Annotated in this window: 13 protein-coding genes; 1 reads left to right on the top strand and 12 read right to left on the bottom strand. The window is 37.8% G+C overall.

Annotated elements, in window-relative coordinates; all coding sequences use genetic code 11:
• Nucleotides 1-1,133 precede the first annotated feature (1,133 nt).
• The 12 genes from BELBA_RS12270 to BELBA_RS12215 all read right to left on the bottom strand — a co-directional run bounded on the left by BELBA_RS12270 (nt 1,134) and on the right by BELBA_RS12215 (nt 16,888).
• Entirely contained in the window at nt 1,134-2,315 is a 1,182-nt protein-coding gene (locus BELBA_RS12270) for an ATP-binding protein (RefSeq protein WP_014773013.1), read from the bottom strand.
• Nucleotides 2,316-2,746: 431 nt separating this feature from the next.
• Nucleotides 2,747-4,132 carry a pectate lyase family protein gene (locus BELBA_RS12265; RefSeq protein WP_014773012.1) on the bottom strand — a complete coding sequence of 462 codons (1,386 nt, stop codon included), beginning with the start codon at nt 4,130-4,132 and terminating at the stop codon, nt 2,747-2,749.
• Nucleotides 4,133-4,380: 248 nt separating this feature from the next.
• Nucleotides 4,381-5,850, bottom strand: coding sequence for a pectate lyase (locus BELBA_RS12260; RefSeq protein WP_014773011.1), 1,470 nt, complete (start codon nt 5,848-5,850; stop codon nt 4,381-4,383).
• 53 nt (nt 5,851-5,903) lie between these two features.
• Complete coding sequence (locus BELBA_RS12255; protein WP_052307629.1) at nt 5,904-6,929, bottom strand: transposase; 1,026 nt, start codon at nt 6,927-6,929, stop codon at nt 5,904-5,906.
• Nucleotides 6,893-7,573, bottom strand: coding sequence for a transposase (locus tag BELBA_RS12250; protein WP_041779350.1), 681 nt, complete (start codon nt 7,571-7,573; stop codon nt 6,893-6,895). The genes BELBA_RS12255 and BELBA_RS12250 overlap by 37 nt, the downstream gene beginning before the upstream one ends.
• A 393-nt stretch (nt 7,574-7,966) precedes the next feature.
• Nucleotides 7,967-8,542 (bottom strand): hypothetical protein, encoded by a 576-nt coding sequence (locus BELBA_RS12245; RefSeq protein ID WP_169315104.1) that lies wholly within the window; start codon nt 8,540-8,542, stop codon nt 7,967-7,969.
• 483 nt (nt 8,543-9,025) lie between these two features.
• Nucleotides 9,026-9,769, bottom strand: a complete 744-nt coding sequence (locus BELBA_RS12240; RefSeq protein WP_014773009.1) for a rhamnogalacturonan acetylesterase — start codon at nt 9,767-9,769, stop codon at nt 9,026-9,028.
• A gap of 1 nt (nt 9,770) precedes the next feature.
• On the bottom strand, nt 9,771-11,483 hold the full coding sequence (locus tag BELBA_RS12235) for a glycoside hydrolase family 28 protein (RefSeq protein WP_014773008.1): 1,713 nt from the start codon (nt 11,481-11,483) through the stop codon (nt 9,771-9,773).
• A 307-nt stretch (nt 11,484-11,790) separates the two neighbouring features.
• Entirely contained in the window at nt 11,791-13,413 is a 1,623-nt protein-coding gene (locus tag BELBA_RS12230; RefSeq protein WP_014773007.1) for a glycoside hydrolase family 43 protein, read from the bottom strand.
• A gap of 5 nt (nt 13,414-13,418) precedes the next feature.
• A complete protein-coding gene (locus BELBA_RS12225; RefSeq protein WP_014773006.1) occupies nt 13,419-14,435 on the bottom strand; it encodes a pectinesterase family protein in 1,017 nt (338 codons plus the stop codon).
• Nucleotides 14,432-15,637, bottom strand: a complete 1,206-nt coding sequence (locus BELBA_RS12220; protein ID WP_014773005.1) for a glycoside hydrolase family 88/105 protein — start codon at nt 15,635-15,637, stop codon at nt 14,432-14,434. Before BELBA_RS12220 ends, BELBA_RS12225 begins: the two co-directional genes overlap by 4 nt.
• A gap of 99 nt (nt 15,638-15,736) precedes the next feature.
• Complete coding sequence (locus BELBA_RS12215) at nt 15,737-16,888, bottom strand: DUF4861 domain-containing protein (RefSeq protein WP_245531061.1); 1,152 nt, start codon at nt 16,886-16,888, stop codon at nt 15,737-15,739.
• Nucleotides 16,889-16,896: 8 nt separating this feature from the next.
• Here BELBA_RS12215 and BELBA_RS19705 point away from each other — a divergent pair, with 8 nt between their 5' ends.
• Nucleotides 16,897-17,220: a hypothetical protein gene (locus tag BELBA_RS19705; protein WP_169315094.1), complete on the top strand. Its 324-nt coding sequence runs from the start codon at nt 16,897-16,899 to the stop codon at nt 17,218-17,220.
• Nucleotides 17,221-17,298: the final 78 nt, after the last annotated feature.

Below are 17,298 nucleotides of genomic sequence, written 5' to 3'. Positions count from 1 at the left end.
AACGGTTAACGTAGGTTTAATGGGGTTAAGAGGGTTAAAGAGGTTAAGAGGGTTAAGAGGTTTAAAGGGGTTAACTGGTTAATTGGTTAATTGAGTTGAAAAGGGTTAAGAGGTTTAAAGGGGTTAAGAGGTTAAAGGGTTCTTTAATCGTTAAGTGTTAAATGTTAAAACGTTAAACGTGGGGTAAGTGTGAAATTTATGAGCGGTATACGATTAACTGTTAACGTGGTTTTTAAGGGGTTAAAAGGGTTATTTGGTTAACTGGTTAATTGGTTAATTGAGTTGAAAAGGGTTAAGAGGTTTAAAGGGGTTAAGAGGGTTAAGAGGTTTAAAGGGGTTAACTGGTTAATTGGTTAATTAGGTTGTTTAAATCGTTAAATGTTAAAACGTTAAACGTGGGGTAAGTGTGAAATTTATGAGCGGTATACGATTAACGGTGAACGCTTAACGGTTAACGTGATTTTTAAGGGGGTTAAGAGGTTTAAAGAGGGTAAGAGGTTTAAAGAGGTTAAGAGGGTTAAGAGGTTTAAAGGGGTTAACTGGTTAATTGGTTAATTAGGTTGTTTAAATCGTTAAATGTTAAAACGTTAAACGTGGGGTAAGTGTGAAATTTATGAGCGGTATACGATTAACGTGGTTTTAATGGGGTTAAGAGGGTTAAAGGGTTCTTTAATCGTTAAGTGTTAAATGTTAAAACGTTAAACGTGGGGTAAGTGTGAAATTTATGAGCGGTATACGATTAACGTGGTTTTAATGGGGTTAAGAGGGTTAAAGGGGTTAAGAGGTTAATTGGTTAATTAGGTTGTTTAAATCGTTAAATGTTAAAACGTTAAACGTGGGGTAAGTGTGAAATTTATGAGCGGTATACGATTAACGTGGTTTTAATGGGGTTAAGAGGGTTAAAGGGGTTAAGAGGTTATTTGGTTAATTGGTTATTTGGTTAACTGGTTAATTGAGTAACTGAGTAGAAGGGTTATGAATGTTACTCGTTAAAATCGTTAAATGTTAAAACCGTTAAGGGTTAAAAAGGGTCTTTGTATTGCAGGTGTTTGATGAAAGTATGAGATTTTCCCATAATTCTGCGGGGCAGGCTGAAATGAGGCAAGTTTTAGGAAGAGCAGCGAACTGCTGTTTTAATATAGGAAACCGAAGAGCCAAAGCGGGATTTTGTTGTGTATGCCTGTTTCTATTTGATCTATGGCATAGTAATCACAAGTTGGATTTGATTTTTTATTTTTACCACCTACCTCAATGATCCAATTTTTATCGATTTGAAAATCAGAATTATGAGGAAGATTGAGTTTGTGGTTTACACTTACTTGATTGAGAAAGAAAGTTTCTCTAATATTTCCTATATCTACATTCGTGCCTAAGGCAAAAGCAAGATTGGGATTGTTAAGATAGATTTTTTCTGGCTTTTGAAGTAATGATATACCTTCGTTATTTTGATGTAAGCCATAGATCAAACCACTCTCCTCCAGAAAATGAAGATAGGTCAATAGTGTTGCACGGTTGATACCGATTTTTTCACTCAGTTTTGAAATATTTGGTGTGAAGGGTACTAAGTCTGCGATAATGGCTAGGAGTTGTTTTATCTTAGGAATATAAGCCACATCAACTTTTCTTAACAAGGGAAGTTCTACTTCTAAGATAAGATTGACGACAGCTAGAATTTGTTGATGGTATAATTCACCAAATTCTTTGTAGAATGGATAATATCCGTGATTGAGATAATCATTCCAATACTGCAGGGGTTTTACCTTAGAAACGATTTCATCTGCGATCTCTTGATATTGATTGAGAATAGTATCTAAGCTATAAATAGGGAGGTCACAGCCTTGATCATAGTTTAGAAATTCACGGAAAGATAGTCCTCTCAATGAATAAAGAACAGCTCTTCGGCTCAAATCAGCTGCTGAATTTAAAATCTCGAGGAGAGAGGATCCTGTAAAGACTATTTGTAATTCAGGGTAAAAGTCATAAATATTTTTAATTTCTCTGGACCAGTTGGCGTATTTATGAACTTCATCTAAAACCAAGACTTTACCTCCTGATTTTGAGAATTGATCTGCTAGATCAAGAAGTGTATTTTTAGAGAACCAAATATGGTCTAATGAAACACATAAAGAAGAGTTTCTATCCTTGTCTAATCTTTTTCTGAGGTACTGGAGTAAGAGGGTAGTTTTCCCTACACCTCGAGCACCTGTGATTCCAATTAGCCTATGATTCCACTGAATTTTATCCATCATACTTCTCTGAAAACTCATATTGGTAGTTTTCAAGAGTTTAAAATAAAGTTCAAAGAGTGATTCCATTATTTTTTGATTACCGTACTATACAAAAGTAGGTAATTTTTGTTTACCAGACTATACAAGTTTTTAATTGAGTGAAAAGTAAGGGGAAAGGATGAAGGAGGAAAAAAAGGGTTAAAGGTTTATAATGGTTAAAAGGTTAAAAGTTTAAAAATGATGAAAATAGCCGCAGGTGAAACCTGTGGATGGATGGTGATTGCACACCTGACCCCGAGTCCCGGAGAAGGATGATTAAGTGAGGTAGATGTTATCCGGGACGATAGGAAATTCGTAGGAAAAGGATTAATCGTTTACCTACTTAACTATTTAGGCTGGTGGTCTTTGCTAAGGATTAAATGTTAAAATGTGAAACGTGAGATAAGTGTGAAATTTATGAGGGGTTGTACGTTTAAGGATTAACGGGAATTCTTTGAATGATTGGGTTTAATTGGTGGTTAGAATGCTTTTTTGGGGTATAAGTGATTGACTAGGCTGTTGAGATAAATTTCTAAATTGGTGTAATACTTATGCAGGTCTTTTGATTTTGAGTCTGAGGGGTTTTTTGGGTCAAGACCATTTTCGACTTCCCAATGGTCGGGCATTCCATCTAGATCAGAATCGATTATGGCTTCCCCCTTCTTTAAGATTGGCCAAGCTCCTACATCTTTTTGAGAATCGATGATTCCATTGGCATTTTTTCCGTGGGTACTTTCACCTGTTTTTGCTTCCAATACCAATCGTGCGTCGACCGCATCTCTCCTATGGCTCGCCCCCGCAAAATTCAACACTGATTCAAATGCCTTTTCTGCTTTTTCTTCAAATGCCAAAATTGACTCGTAAGGACTACTAACCGCTACTTTTTCTACTGCTACTCCATCAATTCCTTTCCAGTTATTTTTAGTATTTTCCTCAGAACCGAATACATAATTTCCTGAAAGATAAAAGGTTCCAAAAGGTTCGTAAGGCTCTACAATTCTAAATTTATTGGAGGCTGTAGCTGGGCCAAATTTATAATAGTTACCAACGATGTTATGCTTTCCTTCTTCTCCAGCATAGGAACTGTTGCTCTTCCAATTGTACAATACATTGTTTCTGAAATCAACAATTTCAAGTTCTGGCTGCTTGTGGTATCTCGCTCCATTGAATCTTGGTAGTCTGCTGTTGTGGTTAGAAATTAGATTGTGGTGAAAAGAAGCTTTTTTGCCTCCCCAAATCCCCCCATAGCCATGGTCGCCTTTGGCATGAACAGATTCATTGAGGCTTTCAGAAATTATTGACCATTGCAAGGTGAAGTTTTCATTGTCATAAAAAGATCCACATTCATCCGTTGCCCAGCTTAATGAACAATGATCGATGATGACATCTTTGTTTCTGATGGAACTCATGGCATCATCTTGCACATCATACAAATCCCCAAGTCTGCTTCTAATAAAGCGAACGATGATATTATCTCCCTTGATTTTAACAGGGAAGTTTTGAATGGTAATTCCATCTCCTGGTGCAGATTGTCCGGCTATGGTCAGGTCACCATTATTGATATCGAGCACAGACTTGAGTTCTATATTTCCTGCTACTGCAAAAACTATGGTTCTTGGACCCTTTTTCCTCACTGCTTCCCTTAATGTACCAGGACCATCATCTTCTAATGAAGTTACTACATAAACATCTCCCCCTCTCCCACCAATCGTATATTTGCCAAATCCATCTGCACCCGGAAAGGCTAGAACTTGGCTTGATTCAGACGATGGCACATTTATATTTTGATCCAATTCCTGAGCTTTGCAAGCTAGGTTAATTAGCAAAAAGGTTAGTGTTACAAGTATATTTTTCATTATTGACATTTTGATTTAACTTGAATAGTTGAATTCTAGCGAATAATCGCCAACTGTTCCTAGTAAACAGCCCCTAGCTGATTGAAATGAACTTTCTACAACATGATAAATGGCTACTGGCAGGAAATCGGATTTATATTTTATTATAAAAGACTTTAACATTGGTCTGGTTTTTTTGCGAATATGGATGTGTTTTATTCCTTGCAAAATGATCAAATTATAACCCAATAACCGCCTTAACCTTTTCAATTGATCACCTATTTTTCGTATTGTTTTTCGGTGATTTCTTTGACTAGGCTGTTAATGTAAACTTCGATATTGTCATAAGCGGTACTTAGATTTCTTTCTTTGGCGTCATTCATATTTGGGTTTAGTCCACTGGCTTTTTCCCAATCATCAGGCATGCCATCATTGTCAGAATCTAAAGGCGCAGGAAGGGAGTTTAGCATAGGCCAAGCTCCAACATCTTCTTGAGAATCGATCAGTCCATTGGTACTTCCACGAGAACCTGCAGCAGAAAAGCTAGCATCTTTGACATCTGCCAAAACCCGAAGATCTACTTGATCTCTTTTGAAGCTAGCTCCGCCATAGTTTAATATTTTATTGTAAGCTTCCTCGGCAGAATGATTGAAAGCCAATTCTCCAAATTCCAGAGGAGTGTTCAGTTTCATGTTGTTTTTATCGGAAACTGTCCCTTGCTTGGCAAGTACGCCAAGCCAATTTTCTGCGGTAATATCTTCCCTACCCTCTAGTGTATTTCCAGCAACATAGAACTTTCCATATCCGTAGATGGGCGCGCTATTTGAGGATTGTTTGTATGCATTTAGAAAAATGTTTTTGTTTTGAGTAGCTGGTCCAGGTTTGAAATAATTATTGACCAAATTGAAAGTTCCAGCCTCTCCGCCGTATGCAGCGTCAGTACCCCAATTATAAATTACATTATTTCTAAAGTCAACTACTCCTCTAAGGTCTTCAGCCCTGTTGTTAGAATTGTACACACCTGGGTGATCAAATCTTGGGTTTCTATTGTCGTGGTGCGCTAGAAGGTTGTGATGAAAAGAGGCATTTTTACCACCCCAAATCCCCCCGTATCCATGTTTTCCTTTTTCATGAACAGAAAAGGTCAAACTTTCTGAAAGGATACACCACTGCATGGTGAAATTTTCATTTCCATAAAACGAGGCTGTTTCATCTGTGGACCAAGACATGGAGCAATGATCTAAGATGATATTTTTCTTATATCTTCCCTCTATAGCATCCGCTTCAGCAGCACCTTCATCACCCATTCTAAATCGCAGATATCTGATGATGACGTTATCTGCATTGACGATCAAAGAATGGTTTTTCAATGTAATTCCATCTCCTGGAGCGGTTTGTCCAGCTATGGTAATATTTCCTATTCCTATCACGAGATTGCTTCCTAATTCTATATATCCAGAAACCTCAAAAACTACGATTCTAGCTCCAGGTGTGATAATCGCTTGTCTCAAGCTACCAGGTCCAGAATCATTTAGGTTGGTCACTTTGATTACATTCCCTCCTCTTCCACCAGTGGTAAACTTTCCAAAACCTTCAGCACCTGGAAAGGCAAAAGCTTCTTCTTCAATGGGATTGAATAAATCAGGGGTTTCCTCTTCGACAATTGGATCCAACTCTTCCTTCTCTGAACAAGAAAAGATGAACAAAGCTAAGGTAATCAAGAAAGGAAAAAGATTTAGGGATTTCATTAGAGGAGTTAATTGAAAGATTTTAAGGTTGAGTCCCCTCCTAAAACTATGTTTCAGGAGAAAGCTGACAATTTAATATTTAGGTAAATTTGAGTTATAGTCCTGATCTTTGTTTTTATTTCAAAGATTTTGGATTTAATCTTTGTTGTGGTGGTCTCTGCAAAACAAATTTGAGCAAATATCACCTTCAAAAGGTCACTATCGGCATTGTTTTTCACATGTTTTGCAATTCTGGCAAAGTTGACCCATAAACATCGGATGTTTGCCCACATTTTATGCCTGATCAGCCCTCTATATCTTGTTTTGTCATTTGTATAGTGATAACCTAACTGGAAAATGGTGGCTTCTACGTTGTTTCGAATATTGAGTACTTCTTGAGGAATACTTTCTATTTTCTTTCTCAACGTGCATGCTTTTATTTCCTTATCAGTAAAATATCTGTAGTGTTCTGTTGTTTTGACCCTCCATTTCTGGGTGTCTTTCATCTTTAAAGCTTCTTGCTGAATCCCTGTTTTCAGGTCTTTTACAGTCAAAATCCCATTTTCATCCAACTCCAGATCATATCTTCCTTTTGGTCCCTGAATCGCATTTAGGATAAGTTCTGCATTTTTGCTGCTTACAAAATCCTGATTAGATGGGCTGTGGTAAGCTCCGTCAGCATGGACGTTCTCTACTTGATCACAAAACAATTCTTTAGCCTGAATAATAGCTTTTTCAAGAAAGGTATTGTCGGCAGCATCTGCTTTCTTCACCTCAACTCCACTGATCAGGTTCAGGCCTCCCTTGTCACAACTCTCGGTTACGTTTACGCTATACCCTTTTACCTGATTGCCGTCCTTGTTTCTGTAGTGACAGTCTGTGTCGTGTGGAGACTGGATTGAGTCTGAACTTATAGACTCCTTTGGCTTTGGTATGACAATTTTATGTTCATCCACATCAAACTGCTCCTCAAAAAGCCTGGAAAGTATGGTATAATAATCATTGGACAATTCCCGATAGACATCCAGAAGTCTGAAAATCAATACTCCCAAGTCTATCAGCTTTATTTTGACTTCTTCACCTGAACAGCGATAAACCACTTTATACCTTTTTCGGCAAGCAGACTTTTTACCAACTCCATCTCAGATTGAGATAAAGCTGTTTCAAGTTTTGTGAAGTCTGCTTTGGAACAGAACAGCTGGACTGTTTCATGGATCAGTTCATACCGACTCAACCAGGCTATGTTGCTTCCAAGGAGTTTACTGTCCATTCGTATACTTCTGCCACTCACATGAAAATCTTTTGCCTGTCCTTTGGTGACAGATGCAAATGTCTGTTCCAACAAATTTGGATTCCCATCCCTTTCATGATCGACTATACGCTTTCGGAATAGGTAATAGGTCGATTCGGAGGGAATTGGATCATCCATATTGACCAGGCCCAAAGCCCTTCTGACCAAAAGATTAAACCTACATTGTTCAAAAAGCTGAGAATCGCTCCACCGATTGGCCTCTTTCAGGATCATCATGGCTACCATAATTCTGACCGAAGCATTGGGGCTTCCAGTTTCCTTTGAATACAAAACCTCAAATAAAGACTCCTCAACCCTTAATGTCACCTGATTCTTAAATAAATTATGCCAAGCTCCATTCTCCTCGTAGAAGCGCTCCGAACGATCTGTAAGAAAGGAATTGGGGTTGCTAAACACGCTTAATTGAGCTTTTTCTGAAGTTTTTTTGAACATCTATTTATACTTTAACTATCTGTAATATAGCTATTTATAACATAATAAACCAGCATGTAACAGAAAGAAAATCAAGGCTTTTAACCATTCTTTTTCAAGTAATTTTAGCTTAAATACTTTTCGGAGTGGACTCAAGGTTGTAAAGTTAAAAGGTTGGTTTACAAGAGAAGTTGAGAGACTAGTTGATTGAGTCGATTGGGTTGAAAGAGTAATAGAGTTGATTGGTTAACTCTAGTGTTTTTGTTTTAATCTTGATTCTTAAGTCTTGTATCATTTATCTCATCCGCCACGTAGGACGAGTCATCTTACGCATAGCATCTAAATAAATAAGCTATGAAACAGCAGGCTGTCTGCCGTTTCATAGCCTAGGGTTTATTACTCAAAAGAGCATCATTAAAATGCCCATCTTGGATCACCAATTGGACCACTTGTTGTGCTGGCAGACCTTAAAGGCGAGTCAGCAGGCAAAGTCAAGTCAGTAGTTCTAGAGTTCCATCCCAGGTCAATATTGAGGATATTGGAGGTTTGAACGTATGTTTGAAGTGTAGCATCTACCGGTTCGGCTCCTCCTGTTGTCAAGTTGAACATATTCATGTTGCTCAGAATAATTTGTGAATCAGAATTGGCTCTAACCAATCTACCTCCTACTGTTTGGTCTTCATAAGGCATGTTGGTCACAATAGAGTTTGTCATGGTAAACTCTATCAAATTATTATTCGCATCGAGTAAATTGTCATTTCTATTTCTTGAGCCAAATCCATTTAAGCTAATTCTATCTATAGTCACTTTAGGAGTAAAAGGCATGGTCAAGTTGGTAGCCCATCCTATAAATCCTCTGCTTCCAATAGATGAAAATGTAGAATTGGTGATTTCAATTTCTCTAAATTCCAATTTGTCAAGGTGGAAAATATGATAGTTTTCTACGCTATGATTTCTCAAAATTGAGCTAGAAACCTTAATCAAGTTCATTTTGTGTGCATTATTTGCAGCTCTATTGGCACGCATGAAGGAAGTACCTACATTTTCTACAATACAATTGTCAACAATGATATCTGTAAATTGTGCTTCGCCTCCGGCAAAATTCAGGAAGTAAGAACCTCCACCATGAACAAATAGAATTCCAGGATTTAGTTTTTTTGGATCTGTTTTCTGTGGAACAAAAACATCTATTTCAAGAAATCTATTTAAGGCAGTGATTGATTACTAGGGCCATGATGTCGGTCGCACCTACGGCGCTTTTTGAGATTTGTATTGTCTCAATTTGGGGTTGGTTTGTGTGGTGCAGTTCTTCCATTGTTTGAAACCTTGGGCAAGTGAATTCTAACTATTTATCTTAATTTAACCTTTCAGTCGATCTCAAGGCACAAGCTTAATCTTGTTTCTTTTCTCTTGTTTCTTGTTTCTTTTCTCTCGCATTTCGAATCTTTTTTCTAATCTCTCGCTTCTTTAAGCTCAGTCTTTAAAATAAGCAGCTATTGCTGGGATTTTTTCTTTGATTTCTGTTACTGCAAGATCACAAATCCTGAAAGCTCCTGTTGGAGAAAAATGGGTGTTGTCCACTATTCCCTCAGGAAATCTATCGTACTGACCTGGCTCAATATGCATATATAGCTCTTTGGATTTTTCTACTCCCCAAGCTGTCAACAATGCTCTGCTTGTTGCATTCATGTCTAGCAAGATAACATCCATTTCATTTGCAACTTCCTTCATTTTCAAGGTGTATTCCAAATGTGTGTCTTTTAGAGTCCCATCTGTATCAAAACTTCTTCTTGAAAGAGGTGTCGCCAAAATAGGTATTGCTTCTTTTTCTCTTGCTTCTTGGACGTACCTGGACAAATTTATCTTGTAATTATCAGGTGAAGCATAGCGATTAGGGTCATCTACTTTTTGATCATTGTGCCCAAATTGAATGAAAACATAGTCACCTTTTTGCACTTGATTCATTACAATATCCCATCGGCCTTCCTCTCGGAAATTTTTAGTACTTCTTCCATTGACAGCATGATTAAATACCTCTACCCCTTCTTTGAAGTACAAAGGAAAAATTTGCCCCCAACCTTTTTCAGGATTTCCGGGAGTATAAGATTTATTGGCCATGGTAGAATCTCCAACCATGAAGATTCTGACTTCATTTTTATCTAGTTGATAAGAAATCAAGAAAATAAAGGATAAGAATAAACTGAAGAAAATTTTCATATTAGTTTGTTTTTACTGATGCTGCATTTACCTCTGAACTTATTTTCAAATCACTTTCTGGATTTTTCAAATCAGATTTTGATAAACTAATTTGAGAAGTGAGTGCGCCCATGATGCTGATTGCAGGGCCTTCCTTAACAGTATATTTCATTTCTAAAACTTCTACATTCTTACTGTTATAAAGCGTCAAAGCTGTTCCTGAAGTAGGGATAACTGTTACATTTTTCAAAATCAATCCATCTGTATCCACAGCAATGATTCCTTTTTTAGCTTCCAAAAAAGAATCTTCTAAAGACACATTCTGAAGATTCATCTCAGGTAGGCCTTGGAAATTCGCTGCTACACCACTTCCAGTTGCTTTGATGTTTTTCATAAATATGTTCTTGAAGGATGGTGTGGTTTCAGACACAGGAACAGCCACTTCATCTCTTGCTTCGTCCTCTGCACTTTGATCTGCTTCAAGGACTGGAGAATTACCTCCATAGAACAAATTGAAATTGATCACATCTGTAGGAATATTGATCATATCAATATTGGAAATGTATATATTCTCTACCACCCCTCCTCTACCTCTTGTACTTTTGAATCGCAATCCTACGTCGGTTCCCATGAAGGTACAATCCGAAATGTGAACATTTCTAACTCCGCCTGACATCTCACTGCCTATCACAAAGCCTCCATGACCATGATAAACAATATTATTTTTTACCACCACATTTTCTGTTGGCATTCCTCTGTCTCTACCGTCTTGATCTTTTCCTGATTTGAAACAAATTGCGTCATCACCAACATCAAAAATATTATCATAAATCAGGACATTCTTACAAGATTCTAAATCCAATCCATCACCATTTTGTGAGTACCAAGGATTTCTTACATTGAGATTTCTGATGATGATATCCTCACTCATCAAAGGGTGAATATTCCAAGCTGGAGAATTCTGAAAAGTAGGCCCATCCAGCAAAATTCTTTTGCTGTTTTTGATGCTAACCATCACGGGTCTTAAAAAATCCTTGACAGTTTCCAATTCACTAGGGTCAATCAAATCTGGAACGTTGAAGTTGCTACTTGCTTGATATCCTTTTATAGAAGATTCTGATGGAAACCACATATCTCCTTTTTCATTGAGTAAACCACCTGAGGCAAGAAGGCTTTTCCATTGCGAAGAAGTCATTTTACTTTTCTTGACAGGTCTCCATGCATCCCCATTCCCATCTAGTGTGCCAGTTCCAGTAATGGCAATATTTTCAACTCCATCTGCATAAATTGGAGAGATGCATCTCACTGTGTTGAGCCCTTCAAAACTCGTCTCGATTAATGGATAATCATCAAAATCCTTACTGAACAAAATCAAAGCCCCAGCTTCTAGATGTAGGTTGATATTGCTTTTGAATTGAATAGGACCAGTCAACCAAATTCCTCTAGGAACCAAGACTTTACCTCCACCTTTGGAAGCAACTGCATCAATTGCCTTAGCAAAAGCCTCTGTATTTTTCGTCACACCATCAGAAACAGCTCCATGTTCTAGAATACTCAGTGTAAAGTTGGGAAATGAAGTCAATTCAACTTTGGGCATATCAAATTCCACACCTTCATAAATTGAAGTTTCACTTTCCTGATTTGAAATTTGATTCGTAGAATTGCTCTGAACTTGACTATTACAAGCAAAGCAGGCTGCTACAGAAATAAGGAAGATTAGAGCTAGTTTGTTCATGGTTTTTGGGATTGAGGATTTTAGATTGTAGATTGTAGATTTTAGATTGTAGATTGTAGATTGGAAAGTTTTAAGGTTGGGTTGTGCGTGCGTTTGAAATGGGGTTTTGGATTGGAAGATTCGGTGTTGTTGGAAGGTTGAAAGATTGGAAGGTTGGTTTGAGATGAGGTGTTTTGGGATCTACTCTTTTTTCTCTCTCAACTATTCCACTATTCACCAATTTAACTCTTAAACCCAATCAACTATTCCACTATTCACCAATTTAACTCTTAAACCCAATCAACTATTCCACTATTCAACCAATTAACTATTTCCTGAAGCGGAACCAATCGAAATCGGCGTATCCGGAATCGTTGGTTTGGGAATTTCTGGTTGCAAAGAGACCGACTTTTGCGCCAATCCATTTGCCTGCCAAAGCTTCGAAAGATTCAGGAATTGATATGAATTCATTTCCGTCTTCACTAAAGCTAAATTCACATATTGCATTTTTACTTACTTTAACTTTCAATTGTATTTGATTTCCATCGATTTTTTTTATGATTTGAATTACTTCTGACTTTCCATTTTCGGCATCTCTGCAAGTTACATACTGCAGATAAATCCCGTCTTCTTTACTTTCCAAACCCAAATATGCATAGCTCATTCCCATCACCAATAGACCTACCTTCTCCCCCTTCAATTTATCATTGGGATGAAAAACCAATGAAGTTGTCGCATCGAATTCTTCAGCTGGGAATTTTTGCAAAAGCAAGTTTGGCACCTCCCAAAGGTTTTTGGCTTGCTCAGGAATCAATTGGGTGTAGAGTCGCAACTGCGATTTGGAAGGATTCAGAAATGACCAGGTAGCCTTAGGATTGGCATGCCATTGCCACTGAAGTCCTAATTCTAGTCCATCAAATTCATCTGAATCCAAAGGCGAACTTAAGGGATGACTTTTTCCAACATTTGGTTTTTTATGCCTTAAGACTGGCTGACCTGATCCATCTCCATTTATATCTTCTCCAATCGTCGGCCAATCCCCCTTCCAAACCATTGGCTGAAGGTGAACGATGCGACCGTAGGCATCTTTATCTTGAAAATGAATAAACCAATCTTCCCCACTATCTAAATTCACCCAAGCCCCTTGATGTGGGCCATTGATATTTGTTTCACCTTGAGCCAATGCAATATGCTCTTCATAAGGTCCATAGGGATTTTTTGCCCTTAGCACCAATTGCCAGCCTGTAGATACGCCCCCTGCAGGAGCAAAAATGTAATAAAATCCATTTCTTTTGTAAAACTTGGTCCCCTCAACTGTTGGATGGGCTTGATGTCCGTCAAATACAATTTTTCCAGATCCTATGGTTTTTGTGCCCTCAGCATTCATTGGTTTGACTACCAAAATACTTTTGATTCCTGATCTGCTTCCGGCATAGGCATGGGATAAGTATGCATTTCCATCTTCATCCCAAAGTGGACAAGGGTCGATTAAGCCTTTTCCTGCTTCAACCAAAACAGGTGCTTCCCAGGTTCCCTTGGGATCTTTGGTTTTCACCATAAAAATCCCAAAATCAGGATCTCCCCAATAGATGTAAAATTCCCCTTGATGATATCGAATCGCAGGAGCCCAAACACCATTACCATGTTGTGGTTTTGAGAAATGATCTAGTGGCTCCAGTCTTTCTATAGCATGACCAATCAATTTCCAATTGACCAAATCATTAGAATGTAAAATGGGTAATCCAGGGACAGCATTGAAACTTGAGGCAGTCATATAAAAATCAGCTCCAACACGAATGACGTCTGGGTCGGAGTAGTCAGCATGCAAGATTGGATTGATGTACGTGCCATCTTCCTGATCCGCTTTCCAGACAGCAGATATTTGTGCTTGAGTCGCAAAAGAAATACTCAAAGCCATGATGAAAAATGATAGAAATTGGATTTTTTTCATCAGACTCAATCTTTAGATTTTGGAAGATGATGCGGCGATGGCCAAAGTTTGTTTTCCAGATTTATTCCAGGAATCCATCCGTCTGAACCAGAAAGGATATTTTCAACAGTGAATTTACTCATCTCCTCTTCAGTCAGTTGTTTGGACCACGAAACTCGCGCGCTTGGATGTGCCCCTTCTCCAGAAGAGCCAAATTCTGCATAAAAAGCAGTGGCTTCGGCTTCGGGTTTGTTCCAATTGTGCCATCCCTCAGGACGAATGTGTTTGCCCATTTCTGTATTGATGAAAACTGTCTTGGCATGAATTCTCCATGGTCTTCCCAAGTAAACTTTTCCTTCAGGAGCATCTCCAGTGAGTTTACAATTGATAAATACAAAACCATTGGGTACCGATTCCAAAGTTGAAGCTGCAGTGATGTATTGGCCTCCTGCTTTGGAGAATATTTCGCAGTTTTCAAAAACAGCTGTTGACCAGCCGAAGATAAAGTCGGTCGTTCCTTCAATGTAGCAATCTTTGTAGTATTGTCTGCTCTTTTCTCCATGTGCATAGAGCGTGTCTTGGAATCCAAGAAATTTACACTTCTCAAAAAATGCTCGATCACCTGTCACCCGAATTGCAACCGCTTGTCCGACAGGACCTGAGGAATTGGCAAATGTCAAATTCCGTGCAGAAAAATCATCTCCGAAAACAAAAAAGCTACTTGAACCCGTTGTTCCCATTTCCTCACCGAATTTATTGAGTTTTGAGGCAAAATCGTCAAAAGTTAAAATGGTATTTTCTACATCTTCACCTATCAGAACAACTTTAGTTTTGGAAGTAGGAAGAATGATTTTCTCCTTATAAATTCCTGATTTGATGAAAATATACGTTGGAACATTTCGAAAATCAGGCACTGCCATAATCGCCTCTTGGACTGTCACAAAATCTCCAGAACCATCTTGGGACACGACAAAATCGCTCTCTTGTGCAAAAGAAATTTTACTGATTAAAGTTAGAAGTATAAAGATCAGCGCTTTTTTCATTTGTCCATATTTTCATAAATCAAAGAAGCGAGAATAAATGGGCCTACACCTTTGGGATCATTATCTCTTATGATTTCATTGATATAATAGTCATAGGAACCATCTCGGTAAGGATTTCCCCCAAGACCGGCAACGCCACATACTTGGGTGATCGAAATTCCGCCATCCTCCTCTTTTCTAATAAATTCATTCAATATCCCATTGTAAGCATTTATTCCAGCTGTTCTGAATTCCTGACTCAAATATCCTTTTTCAGCTCCTTTGAGAAGAAAATAGGCAAACATGCTTGTTGCCGAGGCTTCTAAATAATTCCCTACTCTATCACCTTGATCAACTACTTGGTACCAAGTGCCTGATTCATGTTGGTATTTTACGATTCCTTTGGCGAGTTTTTGAGCAATGGAAATAACCTCAGCTCGCTGCGGGTGATTCTGTGGCAAATAATCCAAAACATCCACCAAGGCCATTGCAAACCAACCAATACTTCTTCCCCAATAATTTGTAGAAAGTCCGGTTTCTGGATCAGCCCATTTCTCTGATTTACTTTCGTCATAGGCATGATGATAGAGACCAGTTTCTTCGCTATAGCCATATTTATCCATAACCAAAATCTGATTCACCACATCATCAAAAAGTGCAGGTTCATCAAAAGCGGCAGCATATTGTGCTAAGAAAGGTGAACCCATATACAATCCATCCAGCCACATTTGATGTGGGTAAACTTTCTTATGCCAAAATCCATTTTCTGAATTTCTAGGATGATTGCGCATTTGATCTCTCAATTGCTCAATCGCCAATTTGAATTTCTCCTCTCCTGTTGCTTGATAAAGATCGATTAAAAATTTCCCACCATTGACCCTATCGATATTGTAATCACTTTGTTTGTAGGTTTTGATCACTCCATTTTCATCAATCATGAAGTCAACAAATGTTCTGATGTAATCATAGTATTTGTCCTCTCCCGTATCTTTCCACACCCGATCCATAGACATCATGATCAAGCCATGTGTATATTCCCATTTGGGTTTGGCATTGAAATCTAAGGTCCAGCCTTCTGGATTTCTTTTGATTTCAGAATCAGCCATCCAAGAAGAGTATTTTACTTCCTCTTTTGAGATTTCTGTTGATTCTACTTCTTTTTCCTTACAGGAAATTTGAATCAAAACTGTAAAAAACAAAAATATTTTTCCTAGGGTCTTCATTTTTGGGTTGTCTTGTATATTGATCAAAAACTCAGAAGAAAGCTAGCCTTCTTCCGAGTTTTATCTACCTATGAGCTTCATTGAAATAAGGCAATTTTATTAATTTAGAGAGATTTGCACTGGGTTAGAAAGTTCTCTGACAGTTTTGTCTAAAAAGGCTTTGAACCCTTCAATTTCTGTGATTCCCTCAGGTTCTAATTCCCATGCTGCTGCGAAATAATAGGTAATCGCATTATTATTTGGCTTCAGTACCACTACATGCGAAAAGGGATCTTCTGTAATTTGCATTTTTTGGTCATTTCTGAAGAAAACTACAATACCTAGGTTATCATCATTTAGACTTTGCTTTCCATAAGATGCCATGTAGCCATAGGTTTGGTCTTCACCTCCAACAAGGAGCTCTGCTTTCTCGTCCTTGATCAATCCTGTCGCATAATTTTCTATAGGAGCCGAGCTTGTCAAAACCTGCTTGCTCAATCTAGTTCCAGCATGAATGCTTAAGTTGGAAGTCAAATCAGTCTTTCCACTTTCTACATCCCAGCCATAATATTTGGTTAAAACTGAGGAATAAATCACTCCATTATTTGTAATAGCTGCATACAGGCTATCAGTCACATCTACTCTTCGAGCAAGCTCGTTTTCAAAAGTAGCGATCGAACCAACACCAAGAGATTTCCCAACTTTCAGCACATCCATTCCCCAATCATTGATTTCATGATAAGAATCAAAACCATCTCCACCCACATCTTGTAATACATTATCACTTACTTGCTTTCCAAATACATCCACGCCATTTCTCCAATCCAAATAAAATCGGTATCCTACTTTGTCTGATTCCCATCCTGGCCCTTCATATCGAATAAACCATGAATGGTCAGTGTGCTCTTTGGGCACATGGAGTTCATTTACATTTCGAAACTCTCCACCTATATATTCTCTCCCTTCAAATTTTCCATCAAATTTATGTGACAATTCAGCTTGCGTTCTTTTTGGATATTCTCTTTTGATTTCATTTTCAGGATCGTAGGAAACTTTCAAATTCAAAGTTTCATTAGCAGCTAAAAATGGGAGGACAAAGGCTAAACCTTTATCAGAACCTTCTTGATTGTATTGGGAGGGAATTTCCACTGCATTGTTGTAAACGATGAATCCTTTCGGGTTGAAATCAGGATATTTTTCCAACAATTCTTTTTCTTCAATCAATACAAAAGCATCAATTCTTGTTTCATCTAAGGGATTTGTAATGGACAAATCAAAACTTGACAAAACATCTTCTTGGGGTTTCTGCGAACAAGAAATTGTCAGCAATTGAAAACAGAAGAGCAGAAGGAACAGGATGGTTACTTGTTTCATTTTTTTCTTATTTGATATTTGAAGTTGCGCAAAGAGATGTGTTTTTTTGCACAAAAGTTGCACAAACATCTCCAAATCAAAGTATATTTGAGCAATCGATTGCATATTTAAAAATGTTTAATCAAAATAAAAAAGAATCCTGTCATTATTTTACAGAATCTTTGAATAAAAGAGAATTTAAATGGTTTGATAGAATTTTATTTGGAGATATTGAGCAAATTAGTCTTTAAAAGTTTTGAGCAAAACATTTGATTATTTGAAATAATATATGGTATATTGCGCAAACGATTACACTAAAGAAAAAGAAG

The sequence above is a fragment of the Belliella baltica DSM 15883 genome, assembly GCF_000265405.1.
Lineage (GTDB): Bacteria > Bacteroidota > Bacteroidia > Cytophagales > Cyclobacteriaceae > Belliella > Belliella baltica.
The sequence above is the reverse complement of the archived record's forward strand: the minus strand, read 5'-3'. Positions and strand labels throughout refer to the sequence as shown.